Below are 21,769 nucleotides of genomic sequence, written 5' to 3' on the forward strand. Positions count from 1 at the left end.
ACTGCCGGATGGAGATTCCCATGTCACACCTTCTCCTGCAAGGGAATCCAGTGGCGGAGAATCCAATCAAAGGCAATGCCTGTTTATGTTCATAAACTGCCTGCATGCGAGATGCTTCTTTCAACACCAATCGATGTACACCATGCAATTTGTATCATATTATATCCAGCATAGTGATATTTGTCAAGCGCATTTTCATCTCAGAGCATCCTGTCCCTGCACTCCCAGCAATGCCCGGCGCATCTGCACCAGATCCCAGCTGTTCAGGATACCGTCCCCATTCATATCTCCGTTGTCCGGACTATGCAGGATCCCCTTGCCGATAAGCCACTTTTGCAGCAGAACCATGTCTGCCACTGTAAACTGCCCATCCGCATTCACATCCCCTAACAGGCTGCTCTGCCGCTTGGCATTGAAATGCACCGTTACTTTATCCATAACGGAGGGATCCGTGTTGTACTCGGAAAAGTCCCAGTTTTTCGTCAATGCCTTCCACTCCTGCTCCGTGCCGGCGAAGTATACATCCGGCACAAGCTCCAGATTGCTGACACTGTAATCCTCCGGGTCAGTATCCACTCGATTCTCGTGAAATACAAACAATGACAGATCCGCATTTTTTGCAATGGCAAGCGGCTCAATGGATTCCAGCGTATCCGGCAGATAAATGGCATGCAGATTTTCACAGCCCATGGTGTACCATTCATTCAGCTCCGTGATCCCTTCCGGATACTCCAGTACTGCCAGATTGGTATTGTCAAAGGCCCGGAAACCCAGTGTTTTCAGAGTATCCGGCAACTGCACATCCAGCAAATTACTACCCGTAAATGCACCATAATCAATTTCCGTAACTCCATCCGGGACAACAATAGAGGTAATTCCGGTATAGGTGTGTTCCCCAAAACCATTGGTACGGCCTGCATTTTCAAAGGCAAGCATACCGATCTTCTGCAGCGTGGAGGGCAGCACAACCTGCCGCAAAGCGGTACAGTGACTAAACGCTTCACATGCTATCTCCGTAACACCCTCCGGTATGACCAGATTTCGCATCCGACAACCATAAAATGTATAGTCCGCAATTCGCTTTGTGCGTTCCGGCAGCGTAAGAGCAAGGATGCCGCAATCCTCAAAGGCATGGCTGCATATTTCCGTATCGGATGCCGGGAGCCGAAGCTCCGTCAGGTTTCGGTTTCCCAAAAAGGCATAGTTCCCGATAGAAGATACCGAGTCTGGAATAGAAACCTGCAACAGTCCATGGGGATCTGTCTCACGACGGTACCCGGGAATAATCGGATAACTTGTGGCAAAGGCATAGTCCCCGATGGTTTCCAATCCTTCCGGCAATTCTAACGTTTCCATATACCAAATTGCATTGTAAAACGCCTGTTCCCCAATAGACACTACACTTTCGGGTAATACAATTTCCCTCAATGGAACTGCATAGCAAAAATTCTCCGGAATACAGGAAACACCATCCGGAATCTGAAGATACCTTAATCCAGATCCCATAAATGCACCTTCTCCAAGCTCTGATAAGGAATCCGGCAAAGAAATCTCCTGCATCATACTGGTTTTCCCAAAGGCATAAGCACCGATGGACTTGATCCCTTCCGGCACAGAAAAGCTGGTGATCTCCTGGTGATCGTAAAAGGCATACTCCCCGATCCGGGTCACAGCGCTCAGATCCACTGTATCGTAGGGCACAGCCTTTGGCACTGCAAAAAGGGTTTTTCCGTCCTTACTGTATAAAATGCCGTTTACAGACTGAAAGGTTTTGCTGGCACTGCTGACAGTCAGCGTTTTCAAATTATCACACCCATACACCCAGGAACCATAGCCGGATACATCACCGTGATAATGCTCTGTTTCCACCCCGGAAAGGCTTGTCAGCCCTGCAGAAAGCTGGATGTGTTCCAGGTTTTCGCAATACCCAAATGCACTGTCGCCGATCCATGTGATGCTGTCCGGCAGAATCAGCGATGTCATCTCACAATATTTCAGAGCGTCTGCCTCAATGCCCGTTACAGGATGCCCCAGCACTTCTCCTGCCAGTTTCAGTGTGCCGGTCACTTTATTGTCCACCAGACTGTCCACTGCGCAATATCCTCCGTTGAGATAATATCGGTAGCGAACGCCGTCCACCATTTCCATCACATAAGGCTCCGCTGTTTCCGCCAAGACGATTGTTGGCAGAGCTGTCAGAACCATGCCGCAGGACAACAGCACTGCGGTTAATTTCCTACCCAATCTTTTCATACTGCACCTCCTCGCTATTATTCCTGTACCTCCAGCAATGCCCGGCGCATCCGCACCAGATCCCAACTGTTCAGGATACCGTCCCCATTCATATCTCCGTTGTCCGGACTATGCAGGATCCCCTTGCCGATAAGCCACTTTTGCAGCAGAACCATGTCTGCCACTGTAAACTGCCCATCCGCATTCACATCCCCTAACAGGCTGCTCTGCCGCTTGGCATTGAAATGCACCGTTACTTTGTCCATAACGGAGGGATCCGTATCGTATTCTGAAAAGTCCCAGTTTTTCGTCAATGCCTTCCACTCCTGCTCCGTGCCGGCAAAGTATACATCCGGCACCATCTCCAGATTGCTGACCGACCAATCGGAAAGATCCGTGGTGAATCGATCATCATGGGATACGATCTGTGCCAGATCCGCATTTTTTGCAATGGCAAGCGGCTCAATGGATTCCAGCGTATCCGGCAGATAAATGGCATGCAGATTTTCACAGCCCATGGTGTACCATTCATTCAGCTCCGTGATCCCTTCCGGATACTCCAGTACTTCCAGCTTAGCATTATCAAATGCACGAAAACCCACTGCACGAAGGGAATCTGACAGCAGAATATCCCGCAGGCTACTGCCGGCAAAGGCACCGTACCCGATGTCTGTCACCCCATCCGGCACTGTAAGGGAACGAATGCCGCACTCCACATACTCGCTGCCGTTCCAGAAAAAGGCATGGCTGCCTATTTCCGCAAATGCGCATGCTCCAATGGTTTTCAGGCTCTCCGGCAAAGTCAGGCTTTCCAGATCCAGTAATCCACGGAATGCGTTGTCGCCGATTTCCGTGACCCCCTCGTCAACTGTGATCCACCTGCTGCCGGAAAACGCATAGGATGGGATCTGATGAATACTGCCCGGAATATGTACCCGCCCCATTGAGGAGCATCCTTCAAAGGCACGCTCTCCCATTACAGTTCCTTCCGGATTTTCCGGCAGCTTTACCCCGGTCAGATTGCTGTTCCGTGTAAATGCACTGGCACCGATATACTCCACAGAATCCGGAATGGTCATATACAGCAGTCCGGTTGTTTCCGACCAAGGGTCTGGCGCTCCAAAGCAGGCGAATGCATAATTTCCGATGGACTTCAGCCCTTCCGGCAGGTGTACCGTTTTCAGCTTCGTGGGACCATAAAAAGCATACGCACCGATCTCCTGCAAACCCTCCGGCAGGGAAACTCCCTGCAGTTCATAGCAACGCTCAAACAAATAGTCCGGAATCACCGTCACCTTTGCAGGAATACGCATAGAAAGGAGCCGATTGTCACCTGCAAACGTACCCTTTCCCAAGGTCGTCAGGGACTGGGGCAGATTCAGATAGGTTAACCCGTACATCCTGGAAAAGGCATAGTCCCCTACGGACTCCAGTCCCTCTGACAGCAGGATGCTGATACTGTAATACTCCGGCATGTTCTCATCGGACACATCCAAACTACAACCTGCAAAGGCATAATCTCCAATTGTGCGCACTGCTTCGGGCACATATGCTGTTTGCAGATTTTTGCAATCCTGAAAGGCGTGATCCCCCACAGCGGTGATGTGAGAAGGCAGGTTCAGCTCCGTGATCTCGGAATGTCCGCAGAAAGCATAGTCCCAGATCTTGGTGACACCGGAAAGATTTACGGAGTCAAAGGAGATCCCGTAGGGCACAGGGCCAATCGCAGAGCCGTCTTTGCTGTAGATTATGCCGCCAACAGACTTAAAATATGGATTGCTCTTGCTGATGGTCAGCTTCTCCAGCTTGGTGCAGCCATCCGTCCAGGAGGCATAGCCAAAGCAGCCGGACTCCAGATCATTGGCATACAGCTTGGAGGTATCCCCGGTGAAGCTTTCCAGTCCAGCCGGGAAGTGAATGGCTTTCAGATCCTCGCAGTCCCGGAATGCTGCCTGTTCAATGGTGGTCACACTGTCCGGCAGGATCAACTCCGTAATGCCGCAGCCGCTTGCGCTGTGCTCTGCACCCATTTCTTCCAGTTCCTCGTCCGTATGGCCGCAGCCGCTGAATGCACCGCCCCCGATGACCTTTACTGGCGCTGCTCCTACCGTATCCGGAACCTTCACCACGCCGGTCTTACTTGGGTCACAGCCGGTAATTACGGCATAATTATAATTCAGTTGGATAGAATAGTAGAAACCATCCTCCTCTCCGTCCAGCCACATTTCCGCTGCTGCTTCTGTCCGCATACCGGGCAGAGAAACGCAAAGTGTGCCCACTACCAGAAAGCACGCCAGAATTTTTCTTGTTGTTTGATGCATAAAACACCCCTCCTTGTGCATATGTACAAAATCTCCATGGAAGCATCTCAGTTGATATGTACATTATATCATATCTCCTCTAAAATGAAAAGAGTCAAAACAAAAAAAGCAACGTCGCACGCAGGAAGCGACATTGCTTTATGGGGTATCTGTCTGAAAAAACAAAACATTCTGTGCCTGGTTATATCGGATCCTGCCGGCAGGAAAGCCGCATGTGTCCAGAAGGGAGACATCCCAGGGAAATGCCAGCTTCACAGAGAAGCATGCTTTGTGGGCTTGTGCAGCGATCAGCCGGCCCAGCTGGGCAGGATCCTTTGCCACAAGCCGATTGCTGGTAAAGTAATCAAAGCGCTTTTCTGTGCATGGGCAAAGCCCTCGCAGACACAGCTTCCCATGCACCATTGCGTCCAATTCCTGTAAAGCTGGTGGATCTGACTACCTAGCAGGTTTTCTCTCTGTACTTTTATTTCACGAGAAGCTGCCGCTTGAGCAATACAAGATCCATACCGTTGATGACTCCATCCCCGGAAAGATCCGCCGCCGTAGGATTGGTCAGACTGCCTGCCCGAATCAGGAATTTCTGCAGCATCACTGCATCCGCAGCAGTGCATTGTCCGTCTCCGTTTACATCTCCGGAAAGCCCTTGCTGCACTGCAAACACCGTATACTGCACACAACCCTGCACCTGACCGTTGGAGCCAAGGGTCACTGTTTCCCCGGTCTGCACAGTCCGGCAGTACAGTGCATAGACGACTTGCTTACTGTTGTCCAGCACCTGCTCCGTTTTTGTCCAGCCCTCCAGCCACTGGGGCAGCTGCTCCACCCGGGTATCCAGTGCAGCGCACAGCACCAGATCCGCCTTTGCAGTGATTTGTACCAGATCTCCCTGTGTGTTCTTGGAATCGCATGCAGGCCGCAGATACTCCGCACCCTGCAGCGCTGCGGGAATCTCCCCGTAGGTCACGTCCCGGTCTCCATACACCAGACTCCCGGTCTGAAGCGCCTGCTCCAGGCTCCAGCTGCTGTCATAGACAGTATCCAGAACGGCTGCATCCATCAGCACACCGGTCAGCGGCTGGATGCGGATAGAAACCTCCCAGCTCTGGGAGGGCGTTTCGTCACAGCTCCACTGCACTACCTGCGCCCCCGTCTCCAGAGATCCGGCAGCCACGCCCAGACAGGAGGCATCCCGGGTCAGCTTGCTGACGATGGTATAGGTACCGTCTGCCTGCTCCACAAATTTGAACAACTCTCCCGCATCTCCAGTATAGGTATGCAGGCGGACGATCGCTGCATTGTCCCTGCTGTTATCCGTCACCCAGAGACAGGATTTCAGCTCGGCGTCAAAGATCCGGTAGTAGCCATCCTGGTCAGCCTGGAACCGGAACAGGGTCTCCTCCTCCGTCTGGATCCCATCGGACAGATACAGCTGACTGCCTTTATTCCGGATCACGAAGCTGTGGGCAGTATCCATTTCTGCGCCGGTTTTCAAGAAGCCTACCGGCTCATTTCCCACATTCACAGAACGGAGGAAGTTGCTTTTGCATGCTTTCTCAACTAAGCTGCTCATATCACTGTCGGTAATGTACTTGATCTGCTGGCTGCTGCTGAAGCTGCCGGAATATGCATTGCAAAATGCTTTTACATCCGTGCCCTTTGTGTTGTATGCGGCGATCAGAGAATAGCTGTAGCAGTCCGTTACCGTCCAGGCACTGCCCAGATTCTTGAAGCTGACTGCGGAAGGCGTGCCGGAAGGACTGTCGGAAGTGTAGGATCCGCTTTCCGTAAAGGAAATGGCACTGTTCCTGTCCGGATCCAGCTCGTTGCCCGCATATCCCTCAAACCGGCAGTTTTCGTTGACCACCCGGGAGCCTTCCCCTCCGATCACCTGGGAGGACTTGTTGGGGTTGCTGCCATCCGTAACTGTGTGATAGTTGTTGTAGTTGTGATCATAGCCATTGGAATACTGGGGACAGCGTCTGGAGCACTGCTCCCACTTGTTGTACATCAGTGTGGTATGCAGCCGGGAGGTATCCTTATTCTGAGAGCCGAAGGCAAAGGTCCAGTACCGGTTCTTGAAGTAGTTATAGGAGGCGGTGATATAATCCGGGTTGTAGCCGTTGTATTTGCCATCCGACCAGTTTGCCGCCGGGGTATTGATCCACACGAACTTTCCCACCTCGTTGTCCTTATTCTGACCAAAGGTGGCGCTGAAGCTGTTGTGATCCAACCACAGGTTTCGTACCCCGTAAAATTGCAGCAGAATCACACCGCTGCCGTTGTTGTTCAGGGTTCTTGCTACCCAGTTCACATTGCGGATCACGATATTCTGACTGGGACGGTCGTCCGCCCCATAGAAGTCATCGTTGCGCAGCTGGCTGTCATAGATCGTATTGCTGTCAAAGGAACCAACAATGGTTTTATCGTCCCGGATGCGCTGCTTGGTTTTATCCTGGCTTCCCAGGTCAATATCCGCCCCGATCACCACGGTTTTCGGCTCCGTGCTGTCCAGCGCACTGACCAGATCCGCTGCCGTTTTCACAATCACGGTTTCCCCCAGCAAGCCGCCAATGGTACCTGCCTTCAGCTTACCGTCCACCTTACTGACAGCGGCAAAGCCCTCCAGTCCGTTCAGATCCAGCCGGAACTTTTGTGCATCCGCACCGGTGTAGGATTCTACGCCAATGGAGTTGCTGCCGTCCCGGAAGGTAAGCGCTGCACCGTTATCTGCGTTGCTGACGATTTTGTAGTACAGGTCATAGCCCTCAAAATCCTGCTCTACGGGCACAATCTTCCAGCGCTGATTTGCCCCGTCCGTATCCGGCGACATGACCGCCAAGCCGTTCTCGTTGGTGATGATGCAGCCGGTCTGCGCACTGACGATCTCATAGACCCCGGCACTGACATAATGCAGATACCACTTTTCTGCGGCAGTGCCATTCTGAGTCTGGGTGCTCAGGTAATCGCCGGTTTCACCGGAATGCAGATTGATGTTCCGGTCCGTGTCGCTGATGCCCATGCGGAATTCCTGCACCGGATAGGATGCATCTGCGGCTTCCGCTGTGCCGGACAGCGTGCCGGGCTGTACAAAAAGCCCTGCTGTCATTGCAGCAGCCAGAAGCACACTGGTTATGCGTGTGTGTTGGTTCATGTATATACTCCCCCTGATCGGCAGCTGTCTTGATCCGCCTGCATGGTACAGCTGCCTTGTTTTGATATATGGCAACACCGCACAAAGCCAACCTGGCGGCTTTATTTTATACAGTGCTGTCATATGTATCATACCAAAGAAAAGTCACAACTTCAATAAACAATCCTGCTCTTTTTATGGCGGATTGCATATTTTTCAGAACACATTCCCCACATCCGAAATGCGGACAGATTGACTTTTTTTACTGGACATGGTATGATTTGATATGTATATGAGAGAACAACACCCCTAAAGGAGGCTACTATGCTGCATCTCATCATCGGCGGCGCAGGCTGCGGAAAATCCACCCGGCTGATCGGACAAATCCGGAAAGCCTATGAACAGGGGGAACGGATCTATGCCCTGGTGCCGGAGCAATACTCCTTTACCAACGATTTAAAGCTGTACGAGGCACTGGGACCGACGGCGTTCAATGCCATCCAGTCCCTCAGCTTCACCAGCCTTGCCCGGGCACTGTTTCAGCAGTATGGAGGGCGAAGCGGAGAATATGCGGACGATCTGACCAAGACCATTCTGCTGTATCAGAGTATCCGGGCACTCAGCGACAGCAGCGCCTTTTCCCACTTTGACCGACAGGCGAAAAAGCCCGCATTTCAGGATGCTGCCGCCAAGGCCATCACGGAGCTGCGCCGAGGCAGCATCTCCCCGGAAGCACTGCTGGAGCAGACTGCAAGGCTGGAGGGCAGGCTCCGGGATAAGGCGGCGGATCTGGCGGTGCTGTACGGAGATTACGACCGGCGGCTCCGGGAGAAGGGCTATAAGGACAGTCTGACGGATATTACAGAGGCAGCCGCCCTCTGTACNGAGGCAGCCGCCCTCTGTACCGGGAATGAGCATTTTAAAGGCGCTCTGTTGTTTCTGGATGAATTTGAAAGCTTTACCGGCGATCAGATGGAATTCCTAGAGGTGCTGTTTGCCCAGGCAAAGGAGCTCTGGATCACCCTGCGGACGGAGGATCCGGAAGCCCCTGCCTACTCGGTGTTTGACGCTACCAACGCCACCTACCGGAGGCTGCTGGCGTTGGCGCAAAAGCACAGAACCGGACATGAGATACTCCTTTGCAAGGAGCCTTTTCGATTCCGTTACCCGGATCTTACCCATGTAAGCCGGAGCATCCTGCGGCCAGTGCATACCCAGCTGCCGACGGCGGAACACATTCATGTGTTCGAGGCAAAAAACTGTTATACAGAGGCGGACTGCGCCTGTGCCCATATCCGAAAGCTTGTCCGGGAGCAGGGGGTGCGCTATGCGGACATCGCCATTGTCACCCACCAGCTGGAGGAATATGCAGGAATCCTGGAATCCGCCTGCATCCGCTATTCCATTCCCTTTCACCTGGACAGAAAAATCTCCTGCATGCATACAGCCCTGCTGCAGCTCATGTCCGGGGTACTGGAGTTGATCAGCGAAAAACGTCCCCGGACAGAGACCCTGCTCCGGTATGCAAAAACCCGTCTGCTTGGCATCTCCTGCGAACGGACTGCCCGGTTGGAATCCTACTGCTATACCTGGAACGTGGACGGCATGATGTGGCTGGAGCCTTTCACCGCCGGGCTGGAGGAAAACAGCGACCTGGAGGCGCTGCGCCGGGAACTGGTGGAGCCGATCATGCAGCTGCGTGAGGCATGCCGGGGACAGAATGTGCGGACACTCTGCAAAGAACTGTACCAGTTCCTTTGCCGGATGAATGTACCAAGAAACATCAGCGGCATCGCCCAGGATTACCAGGAGGCTGGCTGTACAGCGGAGGCATCCGCCCTGAAAGCCCTGTGGGGCAGTCTGGCGGATGTGCTGGACGCACTGTGCAATGTGCTGGGAGATGCGGTGCTGCCCACATCCCGGTTCCGGGATCTGATGCAGGCGCTGCTGAGCCGGATCAGCTACAGTACGCCCCCCCAGTCTCTGGATGCGGTGCTGGTGGCGTCCGCCGAAACAGCCCGGCTGAATGCCCCCAAGTATGTGTTTGTACTGGGGGTCAGCGAAGGCTTCTTCCCCAGTCAGGTTCACAGCACCGGACTGTTTACCGATGCGGACAAGCAGCAGCTGGAGGCACGGGAGCTGTTTCTTTCCCGTTCTACGGAGCAGCTGATCGGGGACGAGCGGCTGATCGCCTATAAAACCCTGTCCTCCGCCTCTGATGGGCTGTATTTGTTTTATCCCCTGTCGGACGCTGCCGGCAGCAGCCGCAGTCCATCTGCCCTGATCCGGCAGATCCGGGATATGTTCGATGCCCCCATGCTCCGGATCGCCGAGCAGGAGAACCCCTGCATGTATGCCGCCACGCCGAGAGCCGCCTACGACCTGACAGTACAGGGCTTTTACCGGCACACAACAGAGGGTGCAAGCATCCGGGAAGCACTGGCATCGGATCCGGTGTACGGTCCCCGGCTGGCGTCCCTGGACACCCTTTCATTGACGCCGGAGCATCGGATCGCCCACACGGAGCGGATCCGGCAGCTGTTCGGAGACCGGCTGTATCTGTCTGCCACAAGGTTGGAAACCTATAACCTGTGCCCCTTCCAGTATTATATGAACTATGGACTGGGCATCCGGGCGGATCAGAAAAAAGAAATCAACCCGCTGGAAACTGGCAATCTGGTGCATTACTGCCTGGAGCAGCTGCTGACCGGCTGTCCGGATAAGGAAAGCTTTAACGCACTGACCGAAGCGGAGGTCACTGCCCGGGTGGAGCAGTATGCAGCACAGTATCTGGAACAGGCAATGGGGGGCAGCTTCGGCAAGGACGCCCGGTTTGCAAGCAACTACCGGCGCATCACCGGGAGCATTCCGCCCCTGATCCGGCATTTACAGCAGGAGCTTTCCCAATCCGCATTCCGCCCCGTATCCATGGAGCTGAAGCTATCCCGGCAGGACGGCAGCATACCGGTAACTCTTACCACTCCTTCCGGGATCCAACTGATCTTGGGGGGCAAGATCGACCGGGTGGATCTGTATGAGGAAAACGGTACCCGGTATATCCGGGTCATCGACTACAAAACCGGAAAGAAGGAATTCGACCTGGGAAAGCTGCTGTATGGGGTTGACATGCAGATGCTGCTGTACCTGTTTTCCATCACCGAGCCGGAGGGTAAATACGGTGGGGCAGTGCCCGCCGGCGTGCTGTATGTGCCTGCCGGGGGACTGCCCTGTGGTCGTAGCCGCAGCCAGGAGAATGCCCCTCTGGAGGATTACATCAATCAGCAGTATCTGATGAACGGCGTCATGCTCAAGGAACGCAGTGTGCTGACCGCCATGGAGGAGCATCTTGCAGGCATCTACATTCCGGCAACGCTTGCAAAGGATGATCCGGGAGAGGGAGAACCAAAGCTGAAATCTGTCAGCAGCTCCGCATACCTGACAAGGGAGCAGTTTGCCAACCTGCGCACGCATGCAAGACAGGTACTGACGGACATGGCGGAGCAGCTGTATGGGGGACGTATTCCGGCAGATCCGCTGGTGATCGGGCAAAAGACGCCCTGCGCCTACTGTGACTGCAAGGAAATCTGCGGCAATGTGCCCAATGTGACCTGTCGCACATATGAGAAAACAGCAAAGGAACAGATGCTGGAGCGGATCTCCGGCGAAGAGAAGGAGGAATCGGAACATGCGTAACTGGACACCGGAGCAGCAGCAGGCGATCAATGCCCGGGGCGCCTCCTTCCTGGTATCCGCCGCCGCAGGCAGCGGCAAAACTTCTGTGCTGGTGGAGCGGCTGATCCGACAGCTGACGGATCCGGAGCATCCGGTCAGTGCCGCACGGCTCGCTGTGGTAACGTTTACTAATGATGCAGCAGCGGAGATGAAATCCCGGCTGGAGCATGCCCTGACCCAGTGCATCGCACAGGATCCCCGGAACGTATGGCTGCGGCAGCAGCAAAGCCAGCTGCAATGCGCCAGGATCTGTACCATTCATTCTTTCTGCTTTGATCTGATCCGGGATCACTGTGCCGAATTGGACATCACTCCTACCTTCCGGATCCTGGAGGAAACGGAAATGAACATGATGGTCAGCCGGGGACTGGCGGACATCATGGAGGCATGGTACGCAGACCCGGCACGGCAGGGGGATATGCAGCTTCTGTGCGACCGGTTCAGCGGTCGGACGGATGCAGAACTGGAAAACCTGCTGACGGAGCTGTACCGATGCGTCATGGGGCTGCCCTTTGGTTTACAGCGGATGGAGCAGCTGACAGAACAATACCGGAACGACACCTTTGTCCACATGTACCTGGACAATCTGGGGCAGACCATTGCTGCATGCATCCAGCGGCTGGATGAAGCGATCCGCCTGTCCGCAGAGGTAAATCAGGAAAAACTGACGGCATTTCTGATCACCGAGCAGGAGCAGCTGACCCTGCTGCTAAAGGCATGCACAGAGAAGGATCCGGATCGGTGTGCCGCCCTGCTCAGCGCCCTGTCCTTTGCCTCCTTTCCCCGTGTTACCAAAACCTGTACGGATCCGGAAAAGCGGGAGCTTGCAAAGGCGCTCCGGGACGATGGGAAAAAGATCATGAAAGATCTGCAAACAGAAGCTGTTTCCCTGCTGTGCCACCGGCAGGAGGATCTGGACGCCCATTGCAGGCTGATTCCGGTGCTGCATGGGTTTTTGCAGCAGTTGGACGACCGGCTCTGGGAGATGAAGTGTGATAAAAACGCCATTGGCTTTACGGATGCGGAGCAGCTTGCCCTGTCCCTGCTGGGAACATGCCAGGCGGACGGAACCATCCAACAAACTGCACTTGCCAAGGAGCTGTCAGAGTTTTACCAGATCATCATGATCGACGAATTTCAGGACACCAACAACAAGCAGGATCTGATCTTCAAGCTGATCTCCCACAAGGGCAGTGCTGTTGCCAACGGGGATAACTTATTCATGGTGGGGGATGTGAAGCAGGCAATCTACCGGTTCCGGCTGGCAAATCCCCGGAATTTCATCCGTACCATGCAGGCATGCAAGCCCTACACCGGCAAGGATGATGGGGAAAACGCCTGCATCCTGCTGAACCGGAATTTCCGCAGCAGTCCGGAAGTCATCGCCATGGTGAACTTCCTGTTCAGCACGCTGATGACCCCTCAGGTTGGAGAGGTGGCATACACCAGTGAGGAAGCGCTGCATCAGGGCGCCGCCTTTGCGGAAACCCCCAGGAATACGGAGATCGCCCTGCTGGAAGACGGAGAGCAAGATACAAACCCGGAGGCAGCATACATCGCCAAGCGTATTGCCCGGATGCTCCGGGAGGGCGCACCTGTGTCCGACGGAGCGAATCATACCCGACCCTGTACGCCAAGGGATTTCTGCATTCTCATGCGAAACAAGGCAAAGGGCAGCGTCTACGTCCAGGCGCTGGCAGAGCAGGGGGTGGCTGCCTATTCCGAGGAAGCGGCGGCATACCTGAAAGCCAGGGAGATCACCCTGCTGCTGAATCTGCTGCGGATCATTGACAATCCCCCCCAGGATACAGCCATGGCGGCAGTGCTCCTGTCCCCCATGTTCCGGTTCGATATGGATGAGCTGACCCAGCTGCGGCTGCTGGCGCCCAAAGTCTCTCTGTATGCTGCCATCTGCCGGGGCATCGGCGAAACCGGCGCAGCAGACGCCCAACCGTTGCTGACCGGAGCCATGTACGAAAAGACAAAGGGGTTCTACAACGCCTTGCAGGCATTCCGGATGTATGCCATGCAGGACACCCCGGAGCGGCTGATCCGGCGGATCTATGAAAGCACGGACTTCCTCTCGGTGATGCAGCGGTACAGCGACGGAGCAAAAAAGCAGGCAAACCTGCGGCTGATGCTGACCTACGCCCGAAACTATGAGACTGCCAGCGGTGGAGGGCTGTCCGGCTTTCTGCATTACATTGCACAGGTTTCTGCCCGGGGAAAGGACTTTCAGCCCGGCACTGCGGTTTCCGGCTCGGAAGACGTGGTAGCCATCAAAACCATCCACAAATCCAAGGGACTGGAATTCCCCTTTGTGTTCCTGGCAGAATCCGAAACAGATTTCAATCATCAGGATGATCGGGTAGCCTTTCAGTTTTTACAGGAGTATGGCTTCGGGTTCCGGCTCCAGGATCCGACTGTTTATACCCGGTACAAAACCCTGCCCTATGCAGCCATTTCCATGCAGCGGGAAAGCTACGCCAAAAGCGAGGAACTGCGGCTGCTGTATGTGGCACTGACCCGGGCAAAGGACAAGCTGTTTTTGCCGCTGCGGCTGAATGATGCCCGCAAAAAACAGGCATTTCGCCTTGGTGCAGCCATTGCCGCATCCGGCAGGGTGACACCTTCCATTGCCGCCTCAGCAAACTGCATGGCGGACTGGCTGTGGATGTCACTGCTGACCGCAGAAAATGCTGCCCCCCTCCGGGAAGCATGCCAGATGCCCCCCTGCCCCCTGCAGCCGGCTGTGCCCATGGAGATCCTGCATCCGGAGGACAGCAGCGATGCCACGGAACAGGATACGCCGACGCCTGCTGCATATCCAAAACCGGATCCAGCCATGGTCACCGCCCTGCGGATGCAGTTTGCAGCAGTGTATGACGACCGGCTCATGGGCATCCCATCCAAGACCAGCGTTTCCGCCCTGTCCAAGGTTGAGGATGCGGTAAATCTGGCACTGCGCCGTCCCAGATTCATGGCGGAGGAAACCGCCCTCACCGGGGCGGAAAAGGGTACCGCCCTGCATGCGTTCCTGCAATACGCAGATTTTGCTGTCGCTGCACAGGATCCGGATGCGGAGCGGCAGCGCCTGACGGAGGATGGACATTTGACCCGACGGCAGGCGGATTCCCTGGATCTGAACCGGATCCGGGCATTCTTTGCATCCCCCTTGTATGAACGGATCCGCCAGGCAGAGCATGTGTGGCGGGAGCGAAAATTTCTGGTACGGATCAGCGATTTGCAGCTGCCGGATCAGCCCCAGTACAACGACACCAACGCCATGCTCAGCGGCATTATGGATCTGGTATTTGAGGAACCGGACGGACTGGTTCTCGTGGATTACAAAACGGACTATGTACAAGGGGGCGAGATGCTCACGGAACGCTATCAGCGTCAGCTGTTGCTGTATCGGCGCACCCTGGCACTGCTGCACCAGAAGCCCGTGAAGGAAACCGTGCTGTATTCCTTCCATCTGAACCGGGCAATCCCCTTGCCGGAAGAAGCTACATGATCCCACAGTACACAGACAGCGTCCCATGGAATCCACGGGACGCTGTTTTTATCGATTCAGATACCATACACCGAAGTTCAGATATCCTGCAAAGGTGATCCACGCCAGATAGGGCAGCTGCAAAAGCCCTGCCACCGGGCGGATCCGCCAAAACCCACGGATCATTATCAGTACCCATACCCACAGCAGGCAAAGCCAGATAAATGCCCCCAGATAGCCCTGTAAATTGAAAAACAGCACGCTCCAGAAGAAATTCACCGCCAGTTGTCCATAATACCAGTACATGGCTCTGGCACGGGGCTGGGGCAGCACCTGGGCGGTATGGATCAGATAAGAAGAAATGCCCATCAAGACGAACAATATGCCCCACACCACCGGGAAGATCCAGCCGGGCGGTGCAAGCGGCGGCTGGACAAGCCCCCCATACTGCTCCATGGCATCCCGGGTCACCCAGGCGGATAAGCCTCCTACCCCCAGGGGGATCACCAGAGCCAGCAGCAGCTTTTTCCCCTCGATCTTCATACCTTTTCACCTCTGAAAAAGTATATGCAGACCCGGCTCAAGTATACGTCCGAATACAAAAAACGACCCATGAATTCCATGGGTCGTGCTGATTCACCATTGCGGATTCGGCTCCACCAATGTCCGGGCACAGTATTGCAGAATGGCAACTGCATCCGCAACCTCCACTGTGCCGTTTTCGGTTGCATCTGCACCGCAAAGCCAGACGTAGGACTGATCCGGCGTTTGCCCGGCGGCAGCCTCTGCACAGTATTGCAGAACCTCTACAGCATCCGCAACCTCCACTGTACCATTGCCGTCCGCATCACCCCGCAGATAGTCCGGCTTGCCCTCCAGCACCGTTACCGTCAGATCCTCCAGGGTACAAGACAACAGTTCCCGATCCTGGTTGCAGGCATCCGTCTCTGCGGAATCAAACGAAATTTGATACTCCCCGGCAGGTGTGCCCTGTGGGATCACCACTGTCAGAATCGCAAAGGGCAGTGCCTCATCGTATATGACTTCATTTGCCCCGTTGTTGGAGGTATACCACAGGAGTCTGGCAGACTGGGGAGATGTTACCCGGCACTGATCCTCTTCCCCTGCCCTGCCGCTACCATAGCAGTATGGCTCCGCAAAGGACAGCCCCCTGATCTCCAGGGGCGCATCCGCCCCAAACGCCGCATTGATCCCGGCTGTACCCGGATCCTCTGCAATCTGCATGGCAACAGTCAGGGAGATATCCTGGCTGGAAAGCTGTTCCGTATAAAACACCTGCTGCTTCGCACGCAAGCTGTAGGTCAATCCGGATGCTGCCTCTGCTTGCGCACCATACAAACCGGTCAACATGGCAGTACTCAGCAGCAGACTGATGCACTGTCTGCTCATACGCTGCCGCTCCATTCAGAAAAATCCGCAAGCTCCCGCAGCAATCGGGATATGGGCAGCCCCACCACGTTGTAGTAGTCCCCGCAAATTTCCTCAATCAACAGGGCGCCCAACCCCTGGATGCCATAGCCCCCGGCTTTGTCAAATGGTTCGCCTGTGGCAATATACCGGTCGATCTCCCCGTCGGACAGGGCGTAGAACCGTACATCCGTACACACGGTAAAGCTTCTGCGCCGATCCCCCTGCTGCAACGCCACACCCGTATACACCTGGTGCGTCTTGCTGGACAGCAGGTGCATCATCCGGCGGCAATCCTCCGGGTCAGTCGGCTTCCCCAGGATCTGATCCCCGATCACTACTACCGTGTCACAGCCGATCACGATGGAGTCCGGATAGTCCGCAGCTACCGCTGCTGCCTTCTGCTTTGCAAGATGCTCCGCCGCATCACATGCCTGGATACCGACAGGGAGCTGCTCGTCTATATCTGCCGGATACACCGAAAAATCCGGAACCACCAGCTTCAGCAGGGACTGGCGCCGGGGGGAAGCTGATGCTAAGATCACTTGTTTCATCGTAAACGTTCCTTTCGGGAAATCAGCTGCGGTCAGGGCAGCGTTGTGATAAAGGTCACAACGCCCTGCCCGCTGTGGGCAACAATGGTACCCCCATGGTTCTGCACGATGGTCTGCGCAATATTCAGCCCCAGACCGGAGCCGCCTGTGCGCTTTGCCCGGGATTCATCCAGCCGGTAAAACCGGTCAAACAGCTTTTCCAGCTTATCCGGCGGAATGTCCTGTGCAGAGTTGGACACCGCCAGCCGGATCTTTTGCTGACAATCCTGGCTCAGGGATACCTGAATGTGGGCATGCTCCGTAGAATGCAGCAACGCATTGTCCAGCAGGATGGTCAGCAGCTGCTTGATCCGATCCTGATCCCCCACATAGGATATATGCGCCTGGATCGAGGTCTCCAGCGTCTTTTCCTGTTCAAACGCCAACGGCTCGAACACCAGGCATACGCTGGAAACCAGATCACTCATATCAAAGCTCTGGGGGGCGGACTTCAGCTGCTTGGCATCGGATTTGGCGATAAACAGCAGATTGCCCACCAGCCGGGTCATGCGGACGGTTTCATCCTTAATGTAATTGAGGAATTTCTCCTGGTTATGCACCAGATCGTTGGGATTGGACAGCACCACATCCGTATTGGCAGAGATCACCGCCAATGGTGTTTTCAGCTCATGGGATGCATCCGCCACAAACTGCTTCTGCTTTTCCCATGCCTGCTCAATGGGTCGGATGGTCCAGTTGGCAAGCGCCACACTGATTACAAAGATCAGCATCAGCCCTACCACGCCGATGATTACAAAGATCACCAACAGGCGGCTCAGGGTGGAAAGCTCCACAGAACGATCCAGCAGCACCACCCCATAGGAATGATCCGGGCCGGGCTGGGTCTTGCAATACCGGTAGTGGATATCCCCCACCTTGATCGTGCCCCGCTCCTTGCCGCTTTCCAGCACCTGACTGACAGCAAGGGATACGGTGTCCATATCATTCTCCACCCCGAACTGGGACATGGCGCTTTCGATCACGTTGCTGCTGCTGAGAGAAACATACACGGAATTGCGCATATACATGCCCATTTCCTTGTCCACCGGCTCCGCAGTCGCCATGGATGCCATGGTGCGCCGGGTGGTTTCCGGCACAGCCGTTGTTTCCGGCGGTGCCGTTTCCGTGGTATCCGCTACAGGCGCCTCCGTTGCAGGAGTCGGCTCCGGAACCGGCTCCGGAGTCTGGGTCACAATCACCGGCTGTTCCCTGGTCTGCACCGGCGGTTCTGTTTCCGGCTCTGTTTCCGCCTGCGTCTGGACAGGTGCCGCAGTGGTTTCCGTCGGGAGCGGCACATCTGTAACCGCCGGTTCCGTTACCTGTGGTTCCTCCGGCGGTGGTCCCCAGGGCCCCCAGGGATCATAGGGTCTATCCGGATACTGGGGCCATGGATGCCATGCGCCGTACCGGTCAAAATGCCACTGGTCATTCCACTGTCCCTGGTTTTCCTCCGGCTGGTCTCCATCCCATCCCTGTCCGGAGGGATCCTCCGGCTGTGCATCCTCATAGGTCAGAGCAGAAACCGTCTGTTCCTGCCAATGATACTCCAGCTGTATACTTCCTGCAGGCATGGATGCGGAGGGAGAATCCCCTCGCGGCTCCGGCGGCTTTTCTCCTCTGCCCTTGTCCATATGGCTCTGTGCAACATGATCCATAATCTGTTCGGATACCCGCACCTCCGAACGATACATCATAGTAAACACCGCAATCTGAATGCCAAGCATCAGACAGGTCAGAATGGACATGTTGACAAATACAAAGCGCCGTTTCAGTTTCCGGATCACAACAATCACCACAGCCGAAGCTGTTATCCTTTCCCGGGACAGTACAGAAAAACGGCATTGCCCCGTCAGTACTGTTTGCTTTCCAGGCAGTATCCCACGCCACGCACCGTCTTGATGGAAACAGTGGATTCAATATGCGTGAGCTTCTTGCGCAGAAAGGATATGTATACCTCCACATTGTTGTATTCCACATCAGATTCATAGCCCCAGATTTTTTCAATCAGGGTCTCCTTGCTTAGTACAATGCTGCCATTACGCAACAAAAGCTCCATCATGTAGAACTCCTTGAGTCCCAGCTTGATGGATTTCTCACCGCAGAACATCTCATATGTGGAGAGATTGAGGGTAATGTCGCTGAAGGTCAGCGCATTCTCCACGACCATATGCTGATTGCGCCGGCTGATAGAACGGATCCGCGCCAACAGTTCCTCGGTGGAGAACGGCTTTGTGATATAATCATCCGCACCGTAATCCAGACCGGTCACCTTGTCCGAGATCTCATCCTTTGCGGTCAGCAGGATCACAGGCGTTTCCAGCTTGTTCCGACGGATCTCCCGCAGAACCTCCAGTCCGTTCATTCCGGGCAGCATAATGTCCAGAATGATCACATCGTGGATGCCGGTTAATGCATTATCCAGTCCGCTGACACCGTCATAGCAGGCGTCGGTCATATACTTATTCTTTGCAAGGATCTGTACCAATGCATCGGATAAGCCGATCTCGTCCTCTACCAGCAAAATGCGCAAAACGGTCACCCCTTCCCCGGAGTCATGCCAAACAGCATGACCTGAACCGGCACCGCAGAGATGCTTGCTCTCTGTGAGGCCGTTTTCTATGCAGTTCCTGGAAGAACTGCTTTTTTATGCTTCTATTATACCACATTCCGACCGAAAAGGCAAGACGGCAGCCTGTGTTTTTGTACATCTGCTACCGGATCGTCCTGTCAGAAAAGCTGGTCCGGCGGTATCCCCCGGAAGCAGCTTTGTAGGGCACGGTATTCCTGTGCAGCAGCTTTCAGCTGTACCGGTTGTATGCAGGACTGGAAAATGTATTCCACAAAGCTGACTGCCTCCATCAGCGTAGGTGAAAAATCAGAGATGATTGCCGTGTCCCCGTTCCGGTGCGTCACACTGACACCGAAATAAGGTTTTTTGAATTTGTAAACATAATACACAACCTCGCCGCATCGTTTCGCATACATGATAGCCATAGACATACTCTCCTCATTCACTTTTGTACTTTAAAGTTTTTACGCTTTAAAGCCTTCATATATTATAACGTAAAAGCGAGTAGAAATGCGTCTAATTTCAGAATATTATTAAAAAAATCAGCAGAATGCACAGAAGATCAGTCGGACTTTTGTGCAATAAAATAAACTATATGTACAAATTCATAAAAAAATCGATAAAAAACCGTTGACAAATCAAAAAGCGTCTGCTACAATGTAAACAGAAATTCATGCACGATTGATTGTTCCATTTTTGATTTTTGAAGAAAGGAAGGCTTCTGCTATGTACCAGGCAAATCATTCTGCAATCTTTACATATTTTCAGTTTGACTCTCGCTTTTACTTTAGCCGGGGGTTTTATTGTGCTGCAAAATATGATAAAGAACAGAAAAGCTAGGTGCATTGCGAAACCATCACAAGAAATACAATGTCGCTGCTTTTGCGTTCTTGCAGAAGCAGCGACATTTTTTATTGAATGCAGGAGGTAATTATCATGATCGTCATTCTGAAGCAGAACACCAAGAAGGAAGACCTGGATCGTTTCATCAGCATGCTCAACAGCTACCATGTAAAGATCGCAGACATCAGCGGTGAGCAGCACAGTATCTTCGGTCTGATCGGCGACACCAGCAAGATCGATATCGATCTGCTCCGGGCACAGCCTGTGGTTGCAGACGTCAAGCGTGTCCAGGAGCCGTACAAAAGCTGCAACCGAAAGTTCCACCCGGAGGATACCATCGTGGACATTGCCGGCAAGAAGATCGGCGGCAAGCATTTTCAGGTGATTGCCGGTCCCTGCTCCGTGGAAAATGAGGATCAGATCATCGAGACCGCAGAGGCTGTAAAGGCTGCCGGCGCTACCATGCTCCGGGGCGGCGCATTCAAGCCCCGTACCTCTCCTTACGCATTCCAGGGGCTCCACGCAGACGGCATTGAACTGCTGCTGAAGGCAAAGAAGGCAACCGGCATGCCCATTGTCACTGAAATCATGGCCATCGAGCATCTGGATCTGTTCGCTGACGTAGACCTGATCCAGGTAGGCGCCCGGAACATGCAGAACTTCGAGCTGCTGAAGGCGCTGGGGCACTCCGACAAGCCCATCCTGCTCAAGCGTGGTCTTGCCAACACAATGGAAGAGCTGCTCATGTCTGCGGAGTACATCATGGCAGGAGGCAACAACAACGTGATCCTCTGTGAACGAGGTATCCGCACCTTCGAGACCAAGACCCGGAACACTCTGGATCTTGCAGCAGTTCCGCTGCTCAGTCAGATGTCTCACCTGCCCATCGTGGTGGATCCCAGCCACGCAACCGGCATCCCCACTCTGGTAAAGCCCCTGTCCCTGGCTGCCATTGCATGCGGTGCCAATGCTCTGATGATCGAGGTTCACAACAACCCGGCAAAGGCGCTGTCAGACGGTGCTCAGTCCCTGACTCCTGAACAGTTCAGAGATGTGATGGATGCAGTGAAGAAGCAGGCAGCATTCTCCGGAAAGGAGCTTGGCTGATGCGCAGGATCTCCGTACACGCAAGCACGGATTACGACGTACTGGTAGAGCATGGTCTGCTCCGCCAGTGCGGCAGCCTGCTTGCCGGTGCGGCAGTTACCCGGCATTTTGCCATTGTCACGGATGATACCGTGGACGAGCTGTATCGCAAGGATCTGCTGCATGCGCTGGATATGGCAGGATGCAAGGCGGAATGCTTCGTATTTCCTCACGGGGAAGCCTCCAAATGCAGCGGCACCCTGCTGAAGCTTTACGATTTTCTCTGTGAATCCGGCATCACCCGCTCCGACTGTCTGATCGCCTTAGGCGGCGGCGTTG

Annotated in this window: 13 protein-coding genes and 1 pseudogene; 4 read left to right on the forward strand and 10 right to left on the reverse strand. The window is 54.4% G+C overall.

Annotated features, from left to right (window positions below):
* Positions 1 to 195 precede the first annotated feature (195 nt).
* From QVO51_RS06495 to QVO51_RS06510, 4 genes are all read right to left on the reverse strand, one after another.
* Positions 196 to 2,253 carry a leucine-rich repeat protein gene (locus QVO51_RS06495; RefSeq protein ID WP_022357719.1) on the reverse strand — a complete coding sequence of 686 codons (2,058 nt, stop codon included), beginning with the start codon at positions 2,251 to 2,253 and terminating at the stop codon, positions 196 to 198.
* Positions 2,254 to 2,270: 17 nt separating this feature from the next.
* Complete coding sequence (locus tag QVO51_RS06500; RefSeq protein WP_022357720.1) at positions 2,271 to 4,553, reverse strand: leucine-rich repeat protein; 2,283 nt, start codon at positions 4,551 to 4,553, stop codon at positions 2,271 to 2,273.
* Positions 4,554 to 4,691: 138 nt separating this feature from the next.
* A complete protein-coding gene (locus tag QVO51_RS06505) occupies positions 4,692 to 4,955 on the reverse strand; it encodes a hypothetical protein (protein ID WP_022357721.1) in 264 nt (87 codons plus the stop codon).
* A 61-nt stretch (positions 4,956 to 5,016) separates the two neighbouring features.
* Positions 5,017 to 7,704 (reverse strand): RICIN domain-containing protein, encoded by a 2,688-nt coding sequence (locus QVO51_RS06510; protein WP_022357722.1) that lies wholly within the window; start codon positions 7,702 to 7,704, stop codon positions 5,017 to 5,019.
* 303 nt (positions 7,705 to 8,007) lie between these two features.
* Here QVO51_RS06510 and QVO51_RS06515 point away from each other — a divergent pair, with 303 nt between their 5' ends.
* Positions 8,008 to 11,376, forward strand: coding sequence for a PD-(D/E)XK nuclease family protein (locus QVO51_RS06515; RefSeq protein WP_022357723.1), 3,369 nt, complete (start codon positions 8,008 to 8,010; stop codon positions 11,374 to 11,376).
* On the forward strand, positions 11,369 to 14,932 hold the full coding sequence (locus QVO51_RS06520) for a UvrD-helicase domain-containing protein (RefSeq protein ID WP_022357724.1): 3,564 nt from the start codon (positions 11,369 to 11,371) through the stop codon (positions 14,930 to 14,932). Before QVO51_RS06515 ends, QVO51_RS06520 begins: the two co-directional genes overlap by 8 nt.
* Before the next feature lie 48 nt (positions 14,933 to 14,980).
* Here the strand turns inward: QVO51_RS06520 and QVO51_RS06525 are convergent, their stop codons facing one another.
* The 6 genes from QVO51_RS06525 to QVO51_RS06550 form a co-directional block, all read right to left on the reverse strand.
* On the reverse strand, positions 14,981 to 15,454 hold the full coding sequence (locus tag QVO51_RS06525; protein WP_022357725.1) for a TspO/MBR family protein: 474 nt from the start codon (positions 15,452 to 15,454) through the stop codon (positions 14,981 to 14,983).
* Positions 15,455 to 15,547: 93 nt separating this feature from the next.
* Entirely contained in the window at positions 15,548 to 16,321 is a 774-nt protein-coding gene (locus QVO51_RS06530; protein WP_022357726.1) for a dockerin type I repeat-containing protein, read from the reverse strand.
* Positions 16,318 to 16,893 (reverse strand): Maf family protein, encoded by a 576-nt coding sequence (locus QVO51_RS06535; RefSeq protein ID WP_022357727.1) that lies wholly within the window; start codon positions 16,891 to 16,893, stop codon positions 16,318 to 16,320. The genes QVO51_RS06530 and QVO51_RS06535 overlap by 4 nt, the downstream gene beginning before the upstream one ends.
* A gap of 32 nt (positions 16,894 to 16,925) precedes the next feature.
* The gene (locus QVO51_RS06540) at positions 16,926 to 18,716 is read right to left on the reverse strand and encodes a sensor histidine kinase (RefSeq protein WP_288167943.1); all 1,791 of its coding nucleotides are present in this window, start codon (positions 18,714 to 18,716) and stop codon (positions 16,926 to 16,928) included.
* A 65-nt stretch (positions 18,717 to 18,781) separates the two neighbouring features.
* A complete protein-coding gene (locus tag QVO51_RS06545) occupies positions 18,782 to 19,462 on the reverse strand; it encodes a response regulator transcription factor (protein WP_022357729.1) in 681 nt (226 codons plus the stop codon).
* Between the two features lie 197 nt (positions 19,463 to 19,659).
* Complete coding sequence (locus tag QVO51_RS06550) at positions 19,660 to 19,926, reverse strand: hypothetical protein (RefSeq protein WP_022357730.1); 267 nt, start codon at positions 19,924 to 19,926, stop codon at positions 19,660 to 19,662.
* Between the two features lie 511 nt (positions 19,927 to 20,437).
* On the opposite strand from QVO51_RS06550, the gene aroF reads away from it, so the two are divergent.
* Both aroF and QVO51_RS06560 read left to right on the forward strand, forming a co-directional pair.
* The gene (gene aroF / locus QVO51_RS06555) at positions 20,438 to 21,451 is read left to right on the forward strand and encodes a 3-deoxy-7-phosphoheptulonate synthase (RefSeq protein WP_022357731.1); all 1,014 of its coding nucleotides are present in this window, start codon (positions 20,438 to 20,440) and stop codon (positions 21,449 to 21,451) included.
* Positions 21,451 to 21,769, forward strand: a pseudogene (locus tag QVO51_RS06560) (3-dehydroquinate synthase); the annotation flags it as partial. The gene aroF and the pseudogene QVO51_RS06560, both read left to right, overlap by 1 nt.

This window comes from Ruminococcus sp. CAG:379, assembly GCF_000434255.1.
GTDB classification, from domain to species: Bacteria; Bacillota; Clostridia; order Oscillospirales; family Ruminococcaceae; genus Ruminococcus_F; species Ruminococcus_F champanellensis.

Bases quoted from the DNA above. Each gene is read 5' to 3' on its own strand.
- QVO51_RS06525 (WP_022357725.1), bottom strand. From the start codon at position 15,454: ATGAAGATCGAGGGGAAAAAGCTGCTGCTGGCTCTGGTGATCCCCCTG.
- QVO51_RS06535 (WP_022357727.1), bottom strand. From the start codon at position 16,893: ATGAAACAAGTGATCTTAGCATCAGCTTCCCCCCGGCGCCAGTCCCTG.
- QVO51_RS06520 (WP_022357724.1), top strand. From the start codon at position 11,369: ATGCGTAACTGGACACCGGAGCAGCAGCAGGCGATCAATGCCCGGGGC.
- QVO51_RS06510 (WP_022357722.1), bottom strand. From the start codon at position 7,704: ATGAACCAACACACACGCATAACCAGTGTGCTTCTGGCTGCTGCAATG.
- QVO51_RS06495 (WP_022357719.1), bottom strand. From the start codon at position 2,253: ATGAAAAGATTGGGTAGGAAATTAACCGCAGTGCTGTTGTCCTGCGGC.
- QVO51_RS06505 (WP_022357721.1), bottom strand. From the start codon at position 4,955: ATGGTGCATGGGAAGCTGTGTCTGCGAGGGCTTTGCCCATGCACAGAA.
- QVO51_RS06530 (WP_022357726.1), bottom strand. From the start codon at position 16,321: ATGAGCAGACAGTGCATCAGTCTGCTGCTGAGTACTGCCATGTTGACC.
- QVO51_RS06550 (WP_022357730.1), bottom strand. From the start codon at position 19,926: ATGGCTATCATGTATGCGAAACGATGCGGCGAGGTTGTGTATTATGTT.
- aroF (WP_022357731.1), top strand. From the start codon at position 20,438: ATGATCGTCATTCTGAAGCAGAACACCAAGAAGGAAGACCTGGATCGT.
- QVO51_RS06500 (WP_022357720.1), bottom strand. From the start codon at position 4,553: ATGCATCAAACAACAAGAAAAATTCTGGCGTGCTTTCTGGTAGTGGGC.